This is a genomic window from Pseudomonas sp. GXZC (genome assembly GCF_026967615.1).
GTDB lineage: Bacteria > Pseudomonadota > Gammaproteobacteria > Pseudomonadales > Pseudomonadaceae > Aquipseudomonas > Aquipseudomonas azotoformans_A.
The window spans coordinates 315,681-335,327 of the sequence record NZ_CP114115.1 but is presented as its reverse complement, the minus strand read 5'-3'; the positions used below and the strand labels follow the sequence as shown (position 1 = coordinate 335,327).

The following is a 19,647-nucleotide window of genomic DNA, read 5'->3' as shown; positions in this document are numbered from 1 at the left end:
ACCTATTCAGCCCAATGAAGGATTCTGCCACCCATCCCATCAACGTTCCCAATTACTCCCCCCGCCCCACCACGCTTCGCTGCCAATTCAGCGATCGGGCCTGAGAACCCGGCAAGATGCAGGCGCACCAAGCGCCCCTAGACCCGAATGCCTGGGCGTCGCATTACTTGCAGGAGATGAGCAAGGCGGTGATTGATGTGTGGTGAAGGTGTTGGAGTCAACCGGCACTACCAGGCAGTAACCCCCACCTGAAGAGCCCCACCCTGAGAGGGCCGGGGCTAGGTAAGGGATCCCCCGATTTGTCACCCGCCCATTCCTGCTGTTTACTCAACCATCAACAGCCCCACCCTCTGCTACCCTGCTCCAAGCACCTAAACGTCCAAGACATCATGGCCGAGACAATCCCCATGACGAATGCCCCGCCCGCCATCAAGCTCAGCACGCTTCGCCAGATCGCGCCCTACCTGAGCATGCGCGGGGTATCGCCGTTGGAGTTCTTTCGGCGTTTTGGCATTTCCCCGCATGTGTTTCAAAACCCTGAAGCCTGGGTGCCGCGTGCGGCGTGCTTTCATATCGCGAATGAAATGGCTGCCATCGCCCAGGACCCTTTCGGTGGAGCGATGATCGGGCATTTAACCGATGTGCGCTCAACCGGCCTGTGGGGCGAGTTGATTCTGGGTTCGACCAGTTTGGCTCAAGCCTGTGCAGCGGCGGCGGTGCATACGGATTTGTTGCATCAGGGCAGCGAAGTCAAGATTGTCACCGAAGGCCGTACGACAAAGTTGATCCAACACTTTACCGGGCACCATGGCGCAGACCCCAAGCAGGTGATTTTCGGAACGCTGGCCGTGCTCAGGAAAGTGCCGCTCATGTCGGGCGCGCCTGGCTCCATACGCGTGCATCTGAAGACCCCGCGAGAGCGAGGCGATGAGGCGCTTGAAGAGTATCTGGGCCCGAACCTGGTCATGAACGCCGACTACAACATGATCGAGTTTGATCGAGAGTTGCTCGAAATTCCCCTGCGGCCTGTCCGGGATGTCGCCTGGAAAACCACCCAAGCCTTGAACTCGACCTCGGCAGCGGCCGACGTGCTTGCCCAGCAGATTGCCGATCAGGAGCTCTCCAAGCTGGTCACTATTTCCAGAAAGATCGGGCTGTCTGTGCGAACGCTGCAACGACGCCTGGAACATTGCGGCATCGACTTCGACGCACTGCGTGACGAGACACGTCGCAGTGAAGCCCTTCAGTTGATTGCCAGCGGCCGGTACAGCGCGACTGAAATTGCCTACATGGTCGGCTACAGCGATCCCGCGCACTTTACCCGTGCCTTCAAGCGCTGGACCGGCAGCCCACCGTCGCGCTATCGCGCCCTCTTGAAACAAGATCGTTAATACCCTCGCTTAACCCTTCCGGCCACGCTCAGCGGAGGCCTTCGCGTGCCCGCTCGCTGAGCTTTTGGCACCAAATGGCAAGTTTGCGCCAGGGCGTTCTTATACAGTCAAAAAATCAACGCCAACTTATAAAACCCCGAGGTTTCAATGTCTCAATCACCCACGGCCTGCCTCTTCGCCCTGGCGCTGGCTGCTTTTGGAAGTGCGCACGCTCAGTCATCCCCGGAGGCGGCGATACCGGTGGGTGTGGATAATTTTGCGCGTGCCGAGTCCGATCTCTACTTGGGCAAAATGGTTGCCACCGGCAGCTTGGGCCGCTTTGTTCATAGTCGCGAAGCCGTGCCCATCGACGCACAGAATGTGGTGCGGATGAATCGGGACACGCTCTATTCATCAGCAGTATTCGACCTCGATGCCGGCCCCGTCACGATCGCCTTGCCTGAGGCCGAGGGGAGGTTCATGTCGATGGCCGTGATCAATGAAGACCACTACGTGCCCATCGTCACCTACGGCGCCGGTCGCCGGACGCTGACGAAAGAGGCGGTGGGCACGCGTTATGTGTTTGTCGCTGTGCGCACCTTCTTCGACCCCACGGATCGTCAAGACCTGGAAAAGGTGCATGGGCTGCAGGACGCAATCACGGTCGAACAAGCCAAGGTTGGGGAGTTGGTCGTACCGAAGTGGGACCCGGCCAGTCAGGCAAAAGTGCGCGAAGCCCTCGAAGTGCTGGGCTCGACGATCCCCGATTACAACCAGTCGTTTGGCCCCAAGGGCAAGGTCAATCCGATTCATCACCTGATCGGCACGGCCACGGGATGGGGCGGCAACCCGGCCAAGGACGCCATCTACCTCGGCGGCGTGATGCCTGCGAACGACGGCAAGACCGTTTACCGACTCAAGGTCGGCGATGTTCCGGTGAAAAGCTTCTGGTCTGTCAGCGTGTACAACGCGGACGGCTACTTCCAGCAAAACCCGTATGACGCTTATTCGCTGAACAATTTAACCGCTCAGAAAAGTGCTGACGGCTCGATTGTCATCCAGTTCGGCGGCTGTGACGGAAAGATCGCCAACTGCCTGCCGACTACGCCCGGTTGGAACTACACGGTTCGGCTGTATCAGCCGAGTGATGAGATCTTGAGTGGCCAATGGCGTTTTCCGACGCCGCAGCCTGTCGCTCTCTAATTCAGGAAAGAATCGATGACAACGCTCGGTGGTTCAAACGTGTTCAAGCATCCGACGACACTCATTACAGGTATCACTCTCGCCGTGGCGATGGCGTTACCAGCGTACGCAGACGACTCAAACAACGAGCCGTCCGTGACGGTTGGCGGCGGACTGACGGTCGGCCCGTTGTACGAGGGTTCGTCGCACTACGCGGCGTTTCCGTCACTGAAACTCAAGGCCGTGTTGCCGACTGAAAACTGGGGCAAGTTCACCGCGGCCTTCCCGGACGGGCTGCGCTGGGACTTGCCGGGGCTATCGCCCTTCGGCGTAGCGCTGCTGTTGGGGTACGACCAGGGGCGCAAAGAAAGAATCCACACCCTGGGCGGCCGTGACGACTACCTCAAGGGCATGGGCAACCTGGACAGCACGGCCCTGATCGGCGCAGAAGCCTACTGGATCCTGCCCGCCGGGCGCCTGTTCGTTCGCGGCCTGCAAGCCAGCGAAAGTCGCAACTACGGCGGCGAAAACCTCGGCCGTACCAAATACCTGGAAGCCGGCTTCGCCACCGCCTACGCACTGTCTTCGACGTTAACCCTGGACTCGACGCTGTACGGCACCTGGAGCAATGAGAACGACATGATGGCCCGCTATGGCGTCACGGCCCAACAAGCCGCGCGCACCCAGTTCGATGAATACCACCCGGGCGGCGGCATGCGTGACGTGACCTTGAAGCTCGGCCTCACCTGGCAATTGCAGCCACAGTTGGCGCTGGAAGGCGGCCTCAAGACCTACGCCCTGGTCTCCGACGCACGCAACAGTCCGTTGACGGGTGAAAAGGTGGTCGCAGGCGCCTATCTGAATGCCTTGTACCGATTCTGACCAGGGAACAATCAATGAACACACATCACATGCTGCTGGGGCTGGCAGGCCTGATCGGCGCGGGGCTGGCGTTTGCCGACGAGCCCGTCACCCAGATCACAGACCCGCATTTCAAGCTTGCCCCTGGCTATCTTGACGCGAAGGATCTGCCATTGCGCCTGGCCTTGCTTGGCGCGCCACCCAAACCGGACTCCGCAGCCCTTGCGCGGGATGAAGAAGCGCGGCGCGCTGCATTGTCGCTACGCGGCACAGCCCGGGAAAAACTCGCGGCGGCGGATGCGGAGCTGGCCTTCCCGGGCCCGGCACAAGCCTTCTCCTGCGCGATGGGTACACCGATCACCGAAAAAACCACGCCACATCTTTATACCTTGATGCAGCGCACCCTCACGGACGCCGGCGGTTCCACCTACGCCGGGAAGAACGCCTACAACCGCACCCGACCTTTCGTGGCACATAACGAAGGCACCTGCCGCAAGGATATGGAACCCCTGCTGCGCACGGATGGTTCCTGGCCGTCCGGCCACTCTGCTGCCGGTTGGGCCTGGGGACTGCTGCTGGCCGAGATTCAGCCGGCGCGCGCCACCGAGTTGATGACCCGTGGATTGTCCTTCGGCCAGAGCCGCGTCATCTGCGACGCACATTGGCAAAGCGACGTGGATGCCGGTCGCATCATGGGCGCGGCGACGGTGGCGAGCTTGCATGCCAATCCAGCGTTCCTGGCGGACTTGGCGGCGGCGAAAGAGGAGGTCAAGGCCGCTCAAAAAACCGGCCTGAAACCTACGCAAGACTGTGGGGCGGAAAGCGTGGCGCTCTCGCTGACCCAGCACTGATCGGAGAAACACCATGATGCACTTACGACGCCTGACGCTGGTGTTGGGCGCCTTTGCGGCAATGCCCACCTTGGCCACGGCCGCCGACGGCGAGGGCTGGACCTTCAACGGCGGACCTTACCTGTGGGGCGCCGGTATCCGTGGGCACGTGGGCCATCGGAGCACCGGCACCCAATTTATCAAGTCCGATTTCTCCGACATCGCACGCACGGTGGATATGTCGGTGATGCTGATGGGCGAGGCGCGTCGTGGTCCCTACAGCGTGCTCGCCGACCTGATGTACATCGACACTGACACCCGCAGCCGTCTGCCTGGAGGCCTCCTTGCCAACAAGCTCGAGGTGGAAAGCAAGACCGCCTCCGGGTTCCTGGGAGGTGGCTATACCGTGTGGGGAGATGCAGATCGGCGGTTGGATGTGGCCGGCGGGATGCGCGTCTGGTACAGCAGCACCACCCTCACCTTTCATGGTGGGCCCGCTGGCGGGCGATCCGGCTCCGACAGCGCCACCTGGGCCGACGCCATGGCCGGGCTGCGCGGGCACTATGCGTTGAATGAGCGGTTCTGGTTATCATCCTGGGGCATGGCGGGCGCCGGGCAGTCCAAGCAAGACTGGGACCTGGCGGCGCTGGCGGGCTGGGAGTTCTGGCCCGGCTTCTCGGCAGTGGCCGGCTACCGGGCGATGGGCGTGAATTATCGTCACGATGGTTTCGTCTACGACATCGTCCAGAAAGGGCCGTTGCTGGGGATCAGTGGGCGGTTCTGAGACGCGCCTTTCTGCGCAGATGGACCATTTGTGCCGTCAAGCCGATCACCAGCGCCACTGCGATACTCGCCTGTGCGCCAAGCAACACGGGCGATTGCAGGTCTGTCACGAAGGGGTGGCCATCGGGAACGCGACGCAACGTTTCGGAAACGGTGGGCACCATCAGAAAGAACGCGGTCAGGCTCAAAAAGATCGTTTCCAAGTAGACACGCGCCCGCCCCAACCAGGCCAAGTGCCCTACCCCGTAACCTGCCAACAGCAGCGCAAGGGTCATGACGCCGATGATGTTGCTGACAGGTTGATGCGCCACCAGGAACACGGTGAGGCCACCGATCAGCATCGACACGAAATAAAACACTCCCGGTACCGACCGAGGCACGATGCGCCCGTGCTTAATAAACATGTAGGCGGCCAGTGGGATAGCCGGCAGGCTGCCGAGGGTGTGAAGCCAGCCAAGGGCGGAGATTCCGAACATTTTAGTGTTCCCATGTAATTGGATGACGTGCATAAACGGCCAACGTTGCAAACGTTCATCTCGATGACGCCGGCACGCTATGATCTCGGGGATCAGCTTAGTGACGGCGGGACTGGACCGATATGATGGATCCCTTGGAAAACTTGATCATTCATCCGGAAATGCAACTGGAAGGGCTGGCCAAGGGCGATTTGCTGTCCCAGGTGCTGGCGCAGATCCGTCTGACGGGCGACCGCGTTTATGCCTGCACGCTTGCGGACGCGCAAGGCCTCGATCTTGATGAAAAGAGCGCGCATATCTGCGTGCTTCAACAAGGCCAACTGCATCTGGACGTGGCCGATCAACCGGCACAGACCTTCAACCCAGGCGATGTCATCCTGCTGCCCCACGGTCCTGCGGGCCTCGTGATGACGGCGGTGGATGGGGCCGCCAGCGTGGTCATCTGCCGCTTCTGGTTCGACGCGAGCAGTTTCCAGGCCATGCTGTTTGCCCTGCCACGACTGATTCATATCCCGCACGCTGAAGCTGCCGCCTGGGCGGAAGGCATCCTGCATTTCATGCTGCTTGAAGCCCATGACACGCAACCGGGCGGTGCGTTGATGATTTCGCGGCTTATCGATCTTGTGGTGATTCGTATCCTGCGCACCTGGGTGCAGCAGGGTGTTGCTTCTGGATGGCTGGGTGGGCTGTCGGATGCACGTATCGCCCGAGCGCTGAAGGCCCTTCACGAAACGCCGGGCACGCAGTGGCGTATCGACGCGCTGGCGGAAATTGCGGGGATGTCACGCTCGAACTTCTGTGAACGCTTCACTACGCTGGTCGGGCGCTCGCCGTTGCGTTATCAGAATGAATGGCGCCTGACCCTGGCGAAAACCATGCTGTCCAGACAGGACGGTCGCATCGGCGAAATCGGCTTTGCAATTGGCTATGAATCCGAGGCGGCGTTCAGCCGCGCCTACAAAGCCTTTTTTGGTCGCTCGCCACGAGAGGACAACGCCCGGCCGGGTTAGGCCGGGACGTGTGTATCAATGACCCGCGCTTTGCCCACCGTCGACATGCAGAATCTCGCCGGTGACAAACCCAGCGCGTTCCAGGTAGACGATCGCCTGGGCGATGTCACTCACCTCACCCATGTGCCCGACCGGGTGCAATTGCCCAAGCGCCGCGTGGGTTTCTGCGCCGTGCATCGGCGTCTTGATGATCCCTGGGCTCACCGCGTTCACCCGGATGCCACGCTTGGCGTACTCGATCGCCAGGGACTTGGTCGCTGAATTCAGGCCGCCTTTGGTGAGGTTGGCGAGCACCGACGGCACGCCGTCAATCGCGTGGTCCGCCAGGCTGGTGGTGACGTTGACGATATGGCCGGCGTGGTTCTTTTCCATCTCGGCAATGGCGAGTTGGGTGATGTAGAAGAAACCGTTGAGGTTCACCGCGAGCACGTTGGCGTAGTCCTCCTGGGTGTAAGCGGTAAACGGCTTGGCGATGAAGATACCGGCGTTGTTGATCAGGCTGTCGATGCGCCCGAAGGTGGCCAGCGCTTCGCGGATAACGCGCTGGGCGGTGGCCGGGTCGGCGATGTCGCCGGCGACGGTGAGGATATCCGGGTCGCTGGACGGCTGGATCGAGCGCGACGTGGCGACGACCCGGTAATCCAAAGCGCGGTAGGCCTGGACCACGGCGGCGCCGATACCTTGGGACGCGCCGGTGATGATGACGACTTTTTTCATGAGGGTTCTCCGGTAGGGATTCAGGCTTGGGATTTGCGGTATTCGGTGGTGGTGATGCCGGCGTAGCCCCAGTTATCGGTATCGACTTCTTCGATGACGATGTGGGTCAGGTCCGGGCGTTTGTGCAGAACGCGTTCGAGGGTTTTGGTGAACTCGGCGATGACCTGGGCTTTTTGCTCCGGGGTAACGCCGTCACGGGTGATGCGCAGGCTGACAAAGGGCATGGCGATAACTCCAGTGGCCGGCCATCGGGGTGATGGGCGGGCAGTGGGGCCAATTTAGGCGTGCGTCGCAGAGGGATAAAGGTGGGGCGGAGTACTTCATTCGTACTGCGGTGTAACAAGACGCGGTGGAATGCCAGGCATAAAAAAACCCCGAACCAGTCGGGGTTTTTTATCGCCTGGATATCAGGCGCGACGCCGGATCAATTAGAAAACGTTGATCGGGTAGTCGGCGAACAGACGGATTTCGTTACCGCCTACGTTGTAGTTGCTGGCGTTGCTCGAAACGCGCAACCAGGACGCACGTGCACGCAGGCTCAGGTCTTTGGCCGGGCCGCTTTGTACGACGTACTTGAACTGGTTCCAGATTTCACGCTCGGTGCCATCGCCGCGGTTGGAACCGTCGTCAATGTTGGTACCGCGCACGTAGGCAACGTTGTAGGTCAGGCCCGGTACGCCGAAGGTGGCGAAATCGATGCCGTAGCCGGCTTGCCACGAACGCTCGTCCTTGCCGTTGAAGTCGGACCAGTAGGAGTTGGCCAGCAGGATGGTGTTACCACCGTCGCCGATGCCGCCAGCATTGCGGTAGCCGCCGTACAGGTAGCCGGTGTCACCGGTGCTGCGCTGGTGAGCGACGGTGAAGCTGTGCGGGCCGACAGCCCAGGTAGCGCCCAGGCTCCAGATCTTGTTGTCGCGCGCGTCTTCGCTGCCTTGGTTTTCCAGGGCGAAGCTCTTGTCCAGCTTGGTTTTGTAGCCGTTGAAGTCAAAGGTCAGCGACTGCTTCTCTGGCAGGGCCAGCACGTAGTTGACGTTGACGTATTGCTTCTTCAGCACGTCCTGCATGTCGGAGGCGTACAGCGCGGCCGACAGGCTTTCGGTGAATTTGTAGCTACCACCGATGTAGTCGATGCTTTTCAGGCGACCGCTGTCGGTGCCTTCCATGCTCTTACGGGCTTCTTTTGTGAAGTGACCCGCGTCCAGTTGCAGACCGGCGATCTCTTTGGAAACGATCGAGGTACCGGTGTAGGTTTCCGACAACAGGCGGGAGTTGTCGTACTGCAACACAGGCACGGCCGGGAACTGATCACCGTACTTGAGCACGGTGTTGGAAACGCGGAACTTCACGGCAGCGCCGCCCTTGGCCAGGTCGTGTGGTGCCGAGCCAGGGTTGTTCGAGCCGTCAGGGTTGGTGGTGCCATTACCCTGTTTGAAGAAGTCGATACCGCCGGCGCCGGCGCGGCCTTTACCACCGTCCAGACGAATAGCGTATTGGCCGATCACGTCCACACCCACACCGACGGTGCCTTGGGTGAAACCGGATTCGAGCTTACCGATGAAGCCTTGGCCCCATTCGGCTTTGTCTTGCTTGCCGTTTTTGTAGTCACGGCTGATGTAGGCGTTACGTGCGGCGATGTTCAGGTGGCTGTCTTCGATAAAACCCTTGGACTGGTCCTGGTCGTTTGCCATTGCTGTCGATGCGCTCAAAATCCCCAGAGCGATCAGACTCATCCGTTGCTTCAACATTTTTTTGTATTCCTTATTTCTGGTTGAGTACGCGCTATGACACCAGGCTCCGTAATGCTTTTTCTGGTGTCGACTGATTCCGGAAAAAAGAAGGCCCGCGGACGACTTAACAGGCCGCGGGCCTTTTTTATTGGATGAGTCATGGCGGTTAGCCACAGGCGTTGGGCGCAATCCTAGTCGCGCCCGGAACTATGTGTCAATTTCGCGAATCGTCTGTATTTAGGCGAAATAATTCTAAGGAAGCGCCTACAGCGGTCCTGTAAGCGACAAAAAACCGCATTCAAAACTGCAAAAAACACATTCCGTAACATATTTCAAAGCCGATACTTTTGGTAATAGATAACGCGCGCAAATGCAAAGCATTACCATTAACGCGCAATTTCCTCCCAAACAATTCGGATACATTTCTCCATGCCTGCCCCTCGCCTGACGCCCATCACCCTTGGGCTTTCTGTTCTGCTGTCTGCCGGTTTTGCCTGTGCGGCCACGACTTTGCCCGAAACGTCGATCAGCGCCGAAGCTGATGAAGACGACCCGCGCGTCAAGGAAACCAGCACCGCCACTCGCACCGCCACACCGGTGCGTTATGTGCCTCAGGCCATCGACTCGGTGAAGACCGAAAGCCTGCGCTCCTATGGCACCAATGACCTGGGCCAGGCATTGAGCGGCATCCCTAACGTCAGCAGCGGTGCCGACACGCGCTTCGACAGCTTGCGCATCCGCGGTTTCGACGCGAGCAACGACTTCTATCTGGATGGCATTCGCGACGACAGCCAATATGTGCGCGACCTGCACAACATCGAGCGCATCGAAGTGCTCAAGGGGCCAGCAGCCGTGCTTTACGGGCGAGGCGGTCAGGGAGGGATCGTCAACCGCGTGAGTAAACTGCCGATGGCCGGGCATAAATCGAGTATCGAGGCCCAGGGCGGTAGCAATGATCTGCGCAGTTTGTACGCCGACCTCAGCACCGACCCCACGGATAACATCAGCCTGCGCCTGAACATGGGCAACCAGGACAACAACAGCTTCCGCGACGGCGTCAGCGGCAATCGCCAGTTGTTCGCACCGTCCATGAGCTGGCAGCTCACGCCGGACCTGAACTGGCTGGTGCAATACGAATACAGCCGCTACAACCGCACGCCCGACCGTGGCATTCCCGGCGTCAACGGTCGACCAGCAGACGTAAGCCGCAGCACCACCTACTTTGATAACCGCGACTACATCGACGACAAATCCCAGTCGCTGCGCTCCAAGCTGGCTTATGAACTCAACGACAACTGGCAATTGCGCCAGACGCTCGGTGTGTTCAAGCTCGACAGTGATTTCGACAATACCTACCAAACCGCCTACGTGCCGGCGAACAACAGCGTCACGCGCCAGCGCTGGCAGCAAGACCTCACCACCCTCAATATCTTCAACAACGTCGAGCTCGAAGGTGGCTTCAGCACCTACGGCCTGGAGCATCGCCTGCTCACAGGCCTCGAACTGGGCAGCCAGCGCCGCGATCCGAAGCTGTACACCGCCACTGCCGTCAGCCGAGGCGGCCAGGCCGTGCCGAGCCTGGACCTCAACCAGCCCAACCGCAACCTCAGCCACACCGGGCGCATGAGCGTGTCGAGCAACAACCACACCGAAGTCGAAAGCCGCGCACTTTATGTACAGGACCAGCTGCGCCTGAATGATCAGTGGCAAGTCCTGGGCGGCCTGCGTTACGACCGCTTTGAAGTGGATACCAAGAACAAGCTGACCCACGCCCAGCAGGCTGTCAAAAGCCACAGCACCAGCCCGCGGTTCGGCCTAGTGTGGACGCCACTGGAGCACCACTCGTTCTACGCGTCGTGGAGCAAGACGTTTTCCCCAGCGGGGGGTGGCTTGATCGGTATCACCCCGAATGCTGCCGGCAGCGTCAACGACCTGAGCCCCGAGCTGACCAAGCAGAAGGAAATCGGGGTCAAGAGCGACTGGCTCGACGACCGCCTGAGCACCACCCTGGCGGTGTACGAGCTGGAACTCTATAACCGCCGCACCAGCGACCCGCTGGACCGCACCATCACCCTGCTCAGCGGCTTGCAGCGCTCACGCGGCGTGGAGCTGACCGCCACCGGCAAACTCGTCGGCAATTGGTATGTACGCGGCGGTGTCGGCCTGCAGGATGCCAAGGTCGAGAAGGACAACAACGGCTTCGAAGGCAAGCGCGTCAGCGATGTGGCCAAGCGCAATGCAAGCCTGTTCATCACCTGGAAGCCGGAAATGGGCTGGTACGCAGAAACCGGCCTGACGCTGGTGGGCGACCGCTATGCCGACAGTCTCAACACCGTGGTGTTGCCAGGTTATGGCCGTTGGGATGCGCTGGCCGGGTTCCGTCAGAAGGAATGGGACGTGAGGGCGGCGCTGAACAATATCGCGGACAAAAACTACTACGCATCGGCGACCAGTGTGGCGCAGATTCAGCCAGGTGAGCCGCGTAGCCTGGTGGTGACAGGTACCTACAGCTTCTAGAACCACACGGTATTCAAATGTGGGAGCAGGTCGCGCCGTCGCTCCCACACTTTTGATCTCAGTATTCTTTAGTTCTTCAACACGTCGCACAGTGCGTGCACTTCATCCTCACTGAACAACCCCGCCGGGTAACGTTCACTCATCACGCTGCGCAGGTCAGGCGGTTGCCTGATCTGCCGCGAGCCGTTTTCCTTCAACCAGAGCGCCAGCGCATGGATCGCGTCGCCGTTGACCCGCAAAGGGTGGAACGTGCGCGTGTACATCAGGTTGATATCGGCATTCATTTCAGCGCTCTCTCCTACTGCGTGAGCGGCTAACTTACTCAAGGTTTATGACAGAACTGCGCAGTCATCGCCTTGGGCCACTGTCACAACGGCGATACAAGAGCTATGCCAATGTCTCGGGCCCATAGGCGTTTGGGCACAAAAAAGCCCGCGACCTGTCTGGGTCGCGGGCTTGTTGTGGACGCCTGAACCGATCAGCGCCGGTTCGTCGTCATGGTGCTGTTACAACTGCACTCAATTTTTGTGCGGCGCTGGCTGCTGTTGGGTCAGGCAATGGATATTGCCGCCACCCAGTAACAGTTCGCGGCCCGGCACCATCACCACTTCATGCTGCGGGAACAGGTCCTGCAGGATGGCCTTGGCCTGGCTGTCCAGCGGGTCGTCGAAGCTCGGCGCGATGATGCCGCCGTTGACGATCAGGAAGTTGACGTAGGAACCGGCCAGCCGCACGATCGGATTGCGCTCCTGGCTGCCATCAACCGGGTCGACGCCCGCGCATTCTTCCTCGGTCGCGTACAGCGGGCCTGGGATCGGCATTTTATGCACTGTGAACGAGCGTCCCTGGGCGTCGGTGCTGCTTTGCAGCACGTCCATGGCGGCGTGGCAACGCGCGTAGTTCGGGTCTTGCGGGTCGTCGGTCCAGGCCAGCAGCACTTCGCCTGGGCGCACGTAGCAGCAGAAGTTATCCACATGGCCGTCGGTTTCGTCGTTGAACAGACCGTCCGGCAGCCAGATGATTTTATCCACAGCCAGATTGGCACTCAGCACGGCTTCGATCTCGGCACGACCGAGGTGTGGGTTGCGATTGCGGTTGAGCAGGCATTCTTCAGTGGTGATCAGGGTGCCTTCGCCGTCCACATGGATCGAGCCGCCTTCCAGCACAAAGCCTTCGGTGCGATAGCGCGGTGCGCGTTCGATTTCGAGGATCTTGCCGCCGACCTGGGCGTCGCGGTTCCACGGCGAATACAGGCCACCATCAAAACCGCCCCAGGCATTGAAGTCCCAGTTCACGCCGCGCACTTCGCCATTGTTGTTGATCACGAAGGTTGGGCCGGTGTCGCGCACCCAGGCGTCATCGCTGGACATCTCGACCACGCGGATATTCGGCACATCCAGGCGTGCGCGGGCATTTTCGTACTGGCCGGCGGATACCGCCACGGTGACCGGTTCAAACCGAGCAATGGCCTTGGCCACCGCCACATGAGCGGCTTGCGCCGGTTTGCCACCCAGGCGCCAGTTGTCCGGGCGCTCAGGCCAGATCATCCAGGTCTGGGTCTGTGGCGCCCATTCGGCAGGCATGTGGAAGCCATCGGCGCGGGGGGTGCTGTGCAGGGTGGTCATGGCGATCAGGACTCCGAATGGGGGGTGAAGCCGACTTTATAACGGATAAAAATCGGCCTTTGAAGCAATATAAGATGATAGCGGGTGAATATTACAATAGTTAGCCGATAACAATCGATTAATCACAGTTGCTCATCGAGTACCTTCGACAGCATGTCGACGAAAAAATCCACGCTACGCCGTGAGGTGACCATCGGCGGCTTGATCTTGAGAATATTCAAATAGTCACCCGTGGGCTGCATGAAAATTCCCAGCTCCCGCAGGCGATCACACAGCAACGTGGTTTCTTCGGTGGCCGGTTCCAGGGTTTGCCGGTCGCGCACCAACTCCAGCCCGAGGTAAAAACCGGAACCATGGACGGCACCGACTAATGGATGACGATCAATCAGTTCCTCCAACCTTGCCTTGAAATGCCCGCCAACCACCTGGGCGTTTTCCCACAGATTTTCCTCTTCCATCACATCCAGCACCGCCATGCCAACGCGGCAACTGACAGGACTGCCTCCCGACGACGAGAAAAAGTAACCTTCGGCCTCCAGCGCTTCGGCAATTTCACGCCGGGTAATCACCGCGCCCAGTGGCTGGCCATTGCCCATACCCTTGGCCATGGTGATGATATCGGGCACCACGCCCTGTTCTTCAAAGCCCCAGAAAAAATGGCCCATCCGGCCGTAACCCACTTGCACTTCATCGGCGATGCACACGCCGCCCTGGGCGCGGACAAGTCCGTACACCTGCTGCAAATAGCCCGGCGGCAACGAGATACCACCGGCATTGCCATACACCGGCTCGCAGATGAAACCCGCCAGTTGGCGTTTGCTCGCGGCGATTTTCGCCAGGTTGTGTTCCACGCTTCTTACGTAATCCGGCGCACTGTCCTGCCCACGGAACTCGCCTCGATAAGTATTGGGCGCGGTCACCGGGTGTACCCAGTCCGGACGGCTGCTCAATGCCTGAGGGTTATCGGCAATCGAGGTGGACACCGCGTCCGCCGCCACCGACCAGCCATGGTAAGCCTCCAGCACGCTGAGCATGTCGCGCCCGCCGCTGTAGGCCCAGGCCAGGCGGATCGCCAGGTCATTGGCCTCAGTGCCGCTGTTGACCAGGAATACCCGGTCCATGCCCTCAGGCGCCAGCGCCAGCAAGCGCTCGGAAAACTCGGCAATCGCCGCGTAGTGGAAACGCGAGTTGGTATTGAGCAACGACCACTGCCGCGCCGCCACCGCCGCCATGCGCGGGTGGCCGTGGCCCAACACTGCGACGTTGTTGAGCATGTCCAGGTAGGAACGGCCCTGCATGTCGATCAGATGGTTGCGCCAGCCACGTTCGATGCGCGGCGGGTCGACGTAATAATGCTTTTGCGAACGGGCGAAACTGGCGTCGCGACGAGCCAGCAGGGCCTCGGGGTCCAGCTCGGGCTCGGCATCGCAGGCCAGCCCCAACAACGCGGCCGGCGATGGGCACAGCGTTTGCCAAGCCTGTGCACGTGACGGCGTGCAGAACAACGGTGCGGGTACATCAGCACGGCATAGCTGCACGGTGAGCGGGCCTTCGACCTCGCCGATCACCTGGCCCTTCAACACCGCAGCACCTGGCTGCAACTGTGCTTTAACGCCCCATAGCCGCACGTTTGCCTCGCTGCTGTGTACCTGCAGCTCACCGTGTGCGTCCCGTCGCACAACACCTGCAAACGGTGCTTCGACGGAGGTACCCAACGGCACGTGCAGTTCGACATGCAGCGGGAACGTCTCTGGCTCATTCGCGCTATCGGGCTCAGTACGCGACAAACGGTATTGCCCATAACGACTCGCCGCCAGGCCATGCACCGCCGCTGCTTCCTGTAACAGGCGCTGATCAATGCCGGGTTGCTCCCAGTTTCCAGCCTCAAAATGCGGGCTGAGGACGCCCAGGTCGATCAACGCGAACTCGCGCCCTACCAAACCCGGCAACAAGGGCGCAAAACCCTGGCTGGCGATCGGTGCGGGCGCCTGACTGACACATCCCAGAATCGCCGCCTCCATCAACTCAAACGGCACTGACGTCGCCACGTGGAAGATTTCCCACTCATGCTCGGCGTTTTTCAGCAGGTAGCCGTTATCCGGATCCAGGCGTTGCTGCTGCTCACTGCTCAACACCAGCACCGCCGCACGGGCGACGATCAGCGGCCACAGCGCCTGCAATTCTTCGTGCTGCAACGGCGTCACCGCGTGGCACGCCTGGATCGCCGGCAAGATCGCAAAGGGATCGCCGTCGGCGTGGTGCAGCAATGCCGCACAAGTCACCGACAGATCGGCAATGCGCCAGGTATGCACGAGGTCACCGAAATCGATCACGCCTTGAAGTTGCCAATGACGTTGAGCATCACGTTGCCACACCACGTTGTCGTCAGTGATGTCCATATGCACTGCTTGCCATGGCAGGTGATCGGCCAGGGGGCGGATACGCTTTTCGACCTGCTCGGCCACTTGCTCCAATGCCGGGCGGTGCGCAAGATTGTCCAGCGTCGCCAGCAGATGCTTGATCAAAGCCTGCGCGTGGCGCGGGTCCCATTGCAGCGTGCGGTCCAGGCCCGGATGCTCGAACCGCGCCAGCGCCTGACTCATGCGCCCACACAGGTCACCAAACCCGGCGATCACCCTGCGCCCCAGGTGAAGCAGATGGGTCAACGGCTGGCCATCGATATAGTCCAGCACCCGCACGTGCAGGGCCTGGCCGTCGAGGCTCAGGGTCAACAACTCGTCCCCCGTCAACGACTTGATGACCTTGGGTACGCGTACAGTCTGCAAGCTATTGAGCGCCGCGTGTTGGGCGTGCAGCTCAACAGCGGCATAGTCACCCCGACAGATTTTCAGAACAAACCGGCCGCGAGGGCTGTCGACTTTGTAGTTGAGGTCTTGTTGGCTGCCCAATGATTGCAAGGTGCCAGTAAGGCCGTAATGCTGTTCGAGCAACTGAGCCGCCTGGTCGGGATCAACTTGCGGACAGGGTAGACTGGCGCGATGGATCAGGGTGGCGAGCAGCATTGTGACGACCTCGGTTTTTTTAGGCGTCTATATCGCCATTGTTCCGGTGGATAAGGCAACCCCTACGCAAACCGCGCTTGCACCTGCCCGCCACACAACTCAAGCTATGCTTCACTCGCTTAATGTCCGTCTAAGGAAAAGGCCCTCCGACATGCGCATTCTCATCACCGGTGGCGCCGGTTTTATCGGCTCAGCCCTGATCCGCCACCTGATTCAACATACCGAGCACGAAGTGCTCAACCTGGACAAACTCACTTACGCAGGTAATCTGGAGTCGCTGAACAGCATCGCGTCCAACAGCCGTTATGAGTTCGTCCAAGCCGATATCATCGACCAGGCCACCGTCAGCGCTGTATTGGCGCGCTTCGAGCCCCAGGCGATCATGCACTTGGCGGCAGAGTCTCATGTCGACCGATCCATTGACGGTCCATCGGACTTTATCCAGACCAATATCGTCGGCACCTACAGCCTGCTGGAAGCTGCCCGCGCTTATTGGCACAGGTTGGCAGAGCCGGCCAAGAGCGCCTTTCGTTTCCACCACATCTCGACCGACGAAGTGTATGGCGACCTGCATGGCGTAGACGACCTATTCACCGAAACCACCCCGTACGCACCCAGCTCGCCCTACTCGGCCAGCAAAGCTGCGTCCGACCACTTGGTGCGCGCATGGCAGCGTACCTACGGCCTGCCCGTCTTGCTGACCAACTGCTCAAACAACTACGGGCCCTTCCACTTTCCCGAGAAACTGATTCCACTGGTGATTTTGAACGCCCTCGCGGGCAAGCCGCTACCGGTCTATGGTGATGGCTTGCAGGTACGTGACTGGTTGTTCGTAGAAGACCATGCGCGCGCATTGCTGAAAGTTGTAACCGAAGGTGTCGTTGGCGAGACCTACAATATCGGCGGCCACAATGAGCAAAAAAACATCGACGTGGTACGTGGCATCTGTGGCCTGCTGGAAGAGTTGGCACCACAACGCCCCTCCGGCGTCGAGAGGTTCACCAACCTGATCACGTTCGTCAAAGATCGCCCAGGCCACGATCAGCGTTATGCGATCGATGCCAGCAAGATTGAAAGAGAGCTAGGCTGGGTACCAGAGGAAACCTTTGAGACTGGCCTGCGCAAGACCGTGCAGTGGTACCTCGATAACCTGGAGTGGTGCCGCAGGGTCCAAGACGGCAGTTATCAAGGTGAACGACTCGGCAACACCGACACAAAGGATTTGATCGCATGATGAAGGGAATCGTATTGGCCGGCGGCTCCGGCACCCGTTTGCACCCGATTACCCTCGGCGTCTCCAAACAACTGTTGCCCGTGTATGACAAACCGATGATCTACTACCCGATCTCGGTACTGATGCTGGCTGGAATCAAAGACATCCTGGTGATTTCCACCCCTGTAGACCTCCCTCAATACCGCAACCTGCTCGGTGACGGGAGCCAATTTGGCGTACGTTTCAGCTATGCGGAACAGCCGTCTCCGGATGGCCTGGCCCAGGCGTTTATCATTGGTGAAGAATTTATCGGTGATGACCCGGTTTGCCTGATTCTGGGGGACAACATCTTCCACGGCCAACACTTTGGTGATCAGTTGCGTACGGCAGCCGAACGCCCAAGCGGCGCCACCGTATTCGGCTATTGGGTCAAAGACCCGGAGCGTTTCGGGGTGATCGACTTCGACAAAGAAGGGCGCGCGCTGTCCATCGAAGAAAAACCGGCCAAGCCGAAATCTTCCTATGCCGTGACCGGTTTGTATTTCTACGACAACGACGTGATCAAGATTGCCAAGGCCGTCAAGCCCTCGCCACGCGGCGAACTGGAGATCACTGACGTCAATAACGCCTACCTCAAGCGCGGCGACCTGCATGTGGAGCGCTTTGGCCGTGGCTTTGCCTGGCTGGATACCGGCACTCATGACAGCCTGCTGGAGGCCTCGACCTATGTGCAGACAATCGAACACCGCCAAGGCCTGAAGGTAGCCTGCCTGGAAGAAATCGCCTACGAAAATGGCTGGATCGATCGCGACTATCTGCTGGAGCGTGCCAAGTACTTTGGCAAGACGGGTTATGGCCAGTATCTCTTCACGCTTGCAGGGGAAGCTTCATGAATGTAACCGCCACTGAGTTGCCCGGTGTATTGATCATCGAGCCGAAGGTTTTTGGCGATGAGCGCGGTTTTTTTTATGAAAGCTATAACGCCCGGGATTTCGCACTAGCCACCGGACTGCAGCAACACTTTGTCCAGGACAACCACTCGCGCTCCCAAAAAGGCGTATTACGTGGCCTGCACTACCAGATCGAAAACGCCCAGGGGAAGCTAGTGCGAGTGAGCGCTGGCGAAGTATTGGACGTCGCGGTGGATATCCGCCGCAGTTCGCCTCATTTCGGCAAATGGGCCAGTGTGCGTTTGTCTGCTGAAAATAGCCGCCAGCTGTGGATTCCACCGGGGTTTGCCCACGGTTTTGTGGTGCTCAGTGACTACGCTGAGTTCCTATACAAAACGACCGATTACTACACGCCCTCTGCCGAACGCTGTATTCGCTGGGACGATGCCGATCTCAATATCGATTGGCAATTTGCCGGTACCCCGACTTTATCCGGCAAGGATCAAAACGGTAAAAGCCTGAAAGATGCAGATCTTTTCCCATGAAAATCCTCATCACCGGCCAACACGGCCAAGTCTCCCGTGAGCTTCAGCAACGGCTCCAAGGCCTTGGCGAACTGATCGTCCTGGGCCGCGACCAACTCGACCTGGCCAAACCCGAGCAGATCCGCCAGCAAGTCCGCGACCACCGCCCTGGCCTGCTCCTCAACGCCGCCGCCCACACTGCTGTCGATCTGGCCGAGAGCGAGCCGGACGCCGCCTTCGCCATCAACGCCATTGCCCCCGGCGTTCTCGCGGAGGAAGCCAAGACCCTGGGCATCCCGCTGATCCACTATTCCACCGACTACGTGTTCGACGGCAGCAAGCCAGCCCCCTACACCGAAGCCGATACGCCAAACCCGCTGGGCGTCTACGGCCAGAGCAAACTGGCTGGCGAGCAAGCGATAGCCGCCGTCGGTGGCCAATACCTGATCCTGCGCACCAGTTGGGTCTACTCCAGCCACGGCAAGAACTTCCTGCTGACCATGCAGCGCTTGCTGCGGGAGAAGCCACAGATGCGCATCGTTGCCGACCAGATCGGCGCGCCGACCTGGGCCGGCAGCATTGCCAACAGCACGCGTGCATTGATCGAGCGCTGGCAAGCCGGCAAATCGGGGAAATGGGGCATTTATCACCTGAGCGCCGCAGGCGAAACCTCATGGTTCGGTTTTGCCGAGGCCATTGGCGAGCACCTACGCGAACAGGGCAAGGCCTGCGCCGAACTGGAGCCGATCCCTTCCAGCGCTTATCCAACGCCCGCCAAGCGCCCGCTGAACTCGCGTCTCGATTGCAGCCGCCTGCAGCAGCAATGGCACGTCAGCCTGCCCCACTGGCAAGACGCATTGCGCGAGTGTCTTGCAGAGCTGCACTAGGCATAATGCGCC

Annotated in this window: 18 protein-coding genes and 1 pseudogene; 12 read left to right on the top strand and 7 right to left on the bottom strand. The window is 59.9% G+C overall.

Annotated features, from left to right (window positions below; translation table 11 throughout):
- Window positions 1-140 precede the first annotated feature (140 nt).
- The 6 genes and pseudogenes from OZ428_RS34550 to OZ428_RS01620 form a co-directional block, all read left to right on the top strand.
- Window positions 141-241: pseudogene (locus OZ428_RS34550) on the top strand (DUF3077 domain-containing protein); the annotation flags it as partial.
- 166 nt (window positions 242-407) lie between these two features.
- Window positions 408-1,391 (top strand): AraC family transcriptional regulator, encoded by a 984-nt coding sequence (locus OZ428_RS01640; protein WP_269134143.1) that lies wholly within the window; start codon window positions 408-410, stop codon window positions 1,389-1,391.
- 147 nt (window positions 1,392-1,538) lie between these two features.
- The gene (locus OZ428_RS01635; RefSeq protein WP_269132550.1) at window positions 1,539-2,573 is read left to right on the top strand and encodes a DUF1254 domain-containing protein; all 1,035 of its coding nucleotides are present in this window, start codon (window positions 1,539-1,541) and stop codon (window positions 2,571-2,573) included.
- Between the two features lie 15 nt (window positions 2,574-2,588).
- On the top strand, window positions 2,589-3,434 hold the full coding sequence (locus OZ428_RS01630) for a MipA/OmpV family protein (RefSeq protein WP_269132549.1): 846 nt from the start codon (window positions 2,589-2,591) through the stop codon (window positions 3,432-3,434).
- Window positions 3,435-3,448: 14 nt separating this feature from the next.
- Window positions 3,449-4,264 (top strand): acid phosphatase, encoded by an 816-nt coding sequence (locus tag OZ428_RS01625; RefSeq protein ID WP_269132548.1) that lies wholly within the window; start codon window positions 3,449-3,451, stop codon window positions 4,262-4,264.
- Window positions 4,265-4,277: 13 nt separating this feature from the next.
- Window positions 4,278-5,027 carry a hypothetical protein gene (locus OZ428_RS01620; protein WP_269132547.1) on the top strand — a complete coding sequence of 250 codons (750 nt, stop codon included), beginning with the start codon at window positions 4,278-4,280 and terminating at the stop codon, window positions 5,025-5,027.
- Here OZ428_RS01620 and OZ428_RS01615 read toward each other — a convergent pair.
- Window positions 5,011-5,502, bottom strand: coding sequence for a hypothetical protein (locus tag OZ428_RS01615; RefSeq protein WP_133076611.1), 492 nt, complete (start codon window positions 5,500-5,502; stop codon window positions 5,011-5,013). The genes OZ428_RS01620 and OZ428_RS01615 overlap by 17 nt on opposite strands.
- A 122-nt stretch (window positions 5,503-5,624) precedes the next feature.
- On the opposite strand from OZ428_RS01615, the gene OZ428_RS01610 reads away from it, so the two are divergent.
- Window positions 5,625-6,512, top strand: a complete 888-nt coding sequence (locus OZ428_RS01610; RefSeq protein ID WP_269132546.1) for an AraC family transcriptional regulator — start codon at window positions 5,625-5,627, stop codon at window positions 6,510-6,512.
- 15 nt (window positions 6,513-6,527) lie between these two features.
- Here the strand turns inward: OZ428_RS01610 and OZ428_RS01605 are convergent, their stop codons facing one another.
- From OZ428_RS01605 to OZ428_RS01595, 3 genes are all read right to left on the bottom strand, one after another.
- Window positions 6,528-7,229 carry an SDR family NAD(P)-dependent oxidoreductase gene (locus tag OZ428_RS01605; protein ID WP_269132545.1) on the bottom strand — a complete coding sequence of 234 codons (702 nt, stop codon included), beginning with the start codon at window positions 7,227-7,229 and terminating at the stop codon, window positions 6,528-6,530.
- 20 nt (window positions 7,230-7,249) lie between these two features.
- Window positions 7,250-7,453, bottom strand: a complete 204-nt coding sequence (locus OZ428_RS01600; protein WP_269132544.1) for a tautomerase family protein — start codon at window positions 7,451-7,453, stop codon at window positions 7,250-7,252.
- Between the two features lie 204 nt (window positions 7,454-7,657).
- On the bottom strand, window positions 7,658-8,974 hold the full coding sequence (locus OZ428_RS01595) for an OprD family porin (protein ID WP_133076518.1): 1,317 nt from the start codon (window positions 8,972-8,974) through the stop codon (window positions 7,658-7,660).
- 411 nt (window positions 8,975-9,385) lie between these two features.
- On the opposite strand from OZ428_RS01595, the gene OZ428_RS01590 reads away from it, so the two are divergent.
- On the top strand, window positions 9,386-11,473 hold the full coding sequence (locus OZ428_RS01590) for a TonB-dependent receptor (protein WP_269132543.1): 2,088 nt from the start codon (window positions 9,386-9,388) through the stop codon (window positions 11,471-11,473).
- A gap of 68 nt (window positions 11,474-11,541) precedes the next feature.
- Here the strand turns inward: OZ428_RS01590 and OZ428_RS01585 are convergent, their stop codons facing one another.
- The 3 genes from OZ428_RS01585 to OZ428_RS01575 all read right to left on the bottom strand — a co-directional run bounded on the left by OZ428_RS01585 (window position 11,542) and on the right by OZ428_RS01575 (window position 16,121).
- Window positions 11,542-11,757, bottom strand: coding sequence for a hypothetical protein (locus tag OZ428_RS01585; protein ID WP_133076520.1), 216 nt, complete (start codon window positions 11,755-11,757; stop codon window positions 11,542-11,544).
- A 234-nt stretch (window positions 11,758-11,991) separates the two neighbouring features.
- Window positions 11,992-13,098 carry an agmatine deiminase gene (gene aguA / locus OZ428_RS01580; RefSeq protein WP_269132542.1) on the bottom strand — a complete coding sequence of 369 codons (1,107 nt, stop codon included), beginning with the start codon at window positions 13,096-13,098 and terminating at the stop codon, window positions 11,992-11,994.
- A gap of 122 nt (window positions 13,099-13,220) precedes the next feature.
- Window positions 13,221-16,121 (bottom strand): aminotransferase, encoded by a 2,901-nt coding sequence (locus OZ428_RS01575; protein ID WP_269132541.1) that lies wholly within the window; start codon window positions 16,119-16,121, stop codon window positions 13,221-13,223.
- 151 nt (window positions 16,122-16,272) lie between these two features.
- Between OZ428_RS01575 and rfbB the strand changes: the two genes are divergently transcribed.
- The 4 genes from rfbB to rfbD are packed head-to-tail and all read left to right on the top strand — an operon-like array spanning window position 16,273 to window position 19,635.
- Window positions 16,273-17,355, top strand: a complete 1,083-nt coding sequence (rfbB, locus tag OZ428_RS01570; protein ID WP_269132540.1) for a dTDP-glucose 4,6-dehydratase — start codon at window positions 16,273-16,275, stop codon at window positions 17,353-17,355.
- Window positions 17,352-18,227 carry a glucose-1-phosphate thymidylyltransferase RfbA gene (rfbA, locus tag OZ428_RS01565; protein WP_269132539.1) on the top strand — a complete coding sequence of 292 codons (876 nt, stop codon included), beginning with the start codon at window positions 17,352-17,354 and terminating at the stop codon, window positions 18,225-18,227. The genes rfbB and rfbA overlap by 4 nt, the downstream gene beginning before the upstream one ends.
- Window positions 18,224-18,769, top strand: coding sequence for a dTDP-4-dehydrorhamnose 3,5-epimerase (gene rfbC / locus OZ428_RS01560; protein WP_269132538.1), 546 nt, complete (start codon window positions 18,224-18,226; stop codon window positions 18,767-18,769). Before rfbA ends, rfbC begins: the two co-directional genes overlap by 4 nt.
- A complete protein-coding gene (gene rfbD / locus OZ428_RS01555) occupies window positions 18,766-19,635 on the top strand; it encodes a dTDP-4-dehydrorhamnose reductase (protein WP_269132537.1) in 870 nt (289 codons plus the stop codon). Before rfbC ends, rfbD begins: the two co-directional genes overlap by 4 nt.
- The last annotated feature ends 12 nt before the right edge of the window (window positions 19,636-19,647 follow it).

Bases quoted from the DNA above. Each gene is read 5' to 3' on its own strand.
- rfbD (WP_269132537.1), top strand. From the start codon at position 18,766: ATGAAAATCCTCATCACCGGCCAACACGGCCAAGTCTCCCGTGAGCTT.
- OZ428_RS01585 (WP_133076520.1), bottom strand. From the start codon at position 11,757: ATGAATGCCGATATCAACCTGATGTACACGCGCACGTTCCACCCTTTG.
- OZ428_RS01610 (WP_269132546.1), top strand. From the start codon at position 5,625: ATGATGGATCCCTTGGAAAACTTGATCATTCATCCGGAAATGCAACTG.
- OZ428_RS01575 (WP_269132541.1), bottom strand. From the start codon at position 16,121: ATGCTGCTCGCCACCCTGATCCATCGCGCCAGTCTACCCTGTCCGCAA.
- OZ428_RS01640 (WP_269134143.1), top strand. From the start codon at position 408: ATGACGAATGCCCCGCCCGCCATCAAGCTCAGCACGCTTCGCCAGATC.
- OZ428_RS01625 (WP_269132548.1), top strand. From the start codon at position 3,449: ATGAACACACATCACATGCTGCTGGGGCTGGCAGGCCTGATCGGCGCG.
- rfbA (WP_269132539.1), top strand. From the start codon at position 17,352: ATGATGAAGGGAATCGTATTGGCCGGCGGCTCCGGCACCCGTTTGCAC.
- rfbB (WP_269132540.1), top strand. From the start codon at position 16,273: ATGCGCATTCTCATCACCGGTGGCGCCGGTTTTATCGGCTCAGCCCTG.
- OZ428_RS01590 (WP_269132543.1), top strand. From the start codon at position 9,386: ATGCCTGCCCCTCGCCTGACGCCCATCACCCTTGGGCTTTCTGTTCTG.
- OZ428_RS01620 (WP_269132547.1), top strand. From the start codon at position 4,278: ATGATGCACTTACGACGCCTGACGCTGGTGTTGGGCGCCTTTGCGGCA.
- OZ428_RS01605 (WP_269132545.1), bottom strand. From the start codon at position 7,229: ATGAAAAAAGTCGTCATCATCACCGGCGCGTCCCAAGGTATCGGCGCC.
- aguA (WP_269132542.1), bottom strand. From the start codon at position 13,098: ATGACCACCCTGCACAGCACCCCCCGCGCCGATGGCTTCCACATGCCT.
- OZ428_RS01600 (WP_269132544.1), bottom strand. From the start codon at position 7,453: ATGCCCTTTGTCAGCCTGCGCATCACCCGTGACGGCGTTACCCCGGAG.
- OZ428_RS01630 (WP_269132549.1), top strand. From the start codon at position 2,589: ATGACAACGCTCGGTGGTTCAAACGTGTTCAAGCATCCGACGACACTC.
- OZ428_RS01615 (WP_133076611.1), bottom strand. From the start codon at position 5,502: ATGTTCGGAATCTCCGCCCTTGGCTGGCTTCACACCCTCGGCAGCCTG.
- OZ428_RS01595 (WP_133076518.1), bottom strand. From the start codon at position 8,974: ATGTTGAAGCAACGGATGAGTCTGATCGCTCTGGGGATTTTGAGCGCA.
- rfbC (WP_269132538.1), top strand. From the start codon at position 18,224: ATGAATGTAACCGCCACTGAGTTGCCCGGTGTATTGATCATCGAGCCG.
- OZ428_RS01635 (WP_269132550.1), top strand. From the start codon at position 1,539: ATGTCTCAATCACCCACGGCCTGCCTCTTCGCCCTGGCGCTGGCTGCT.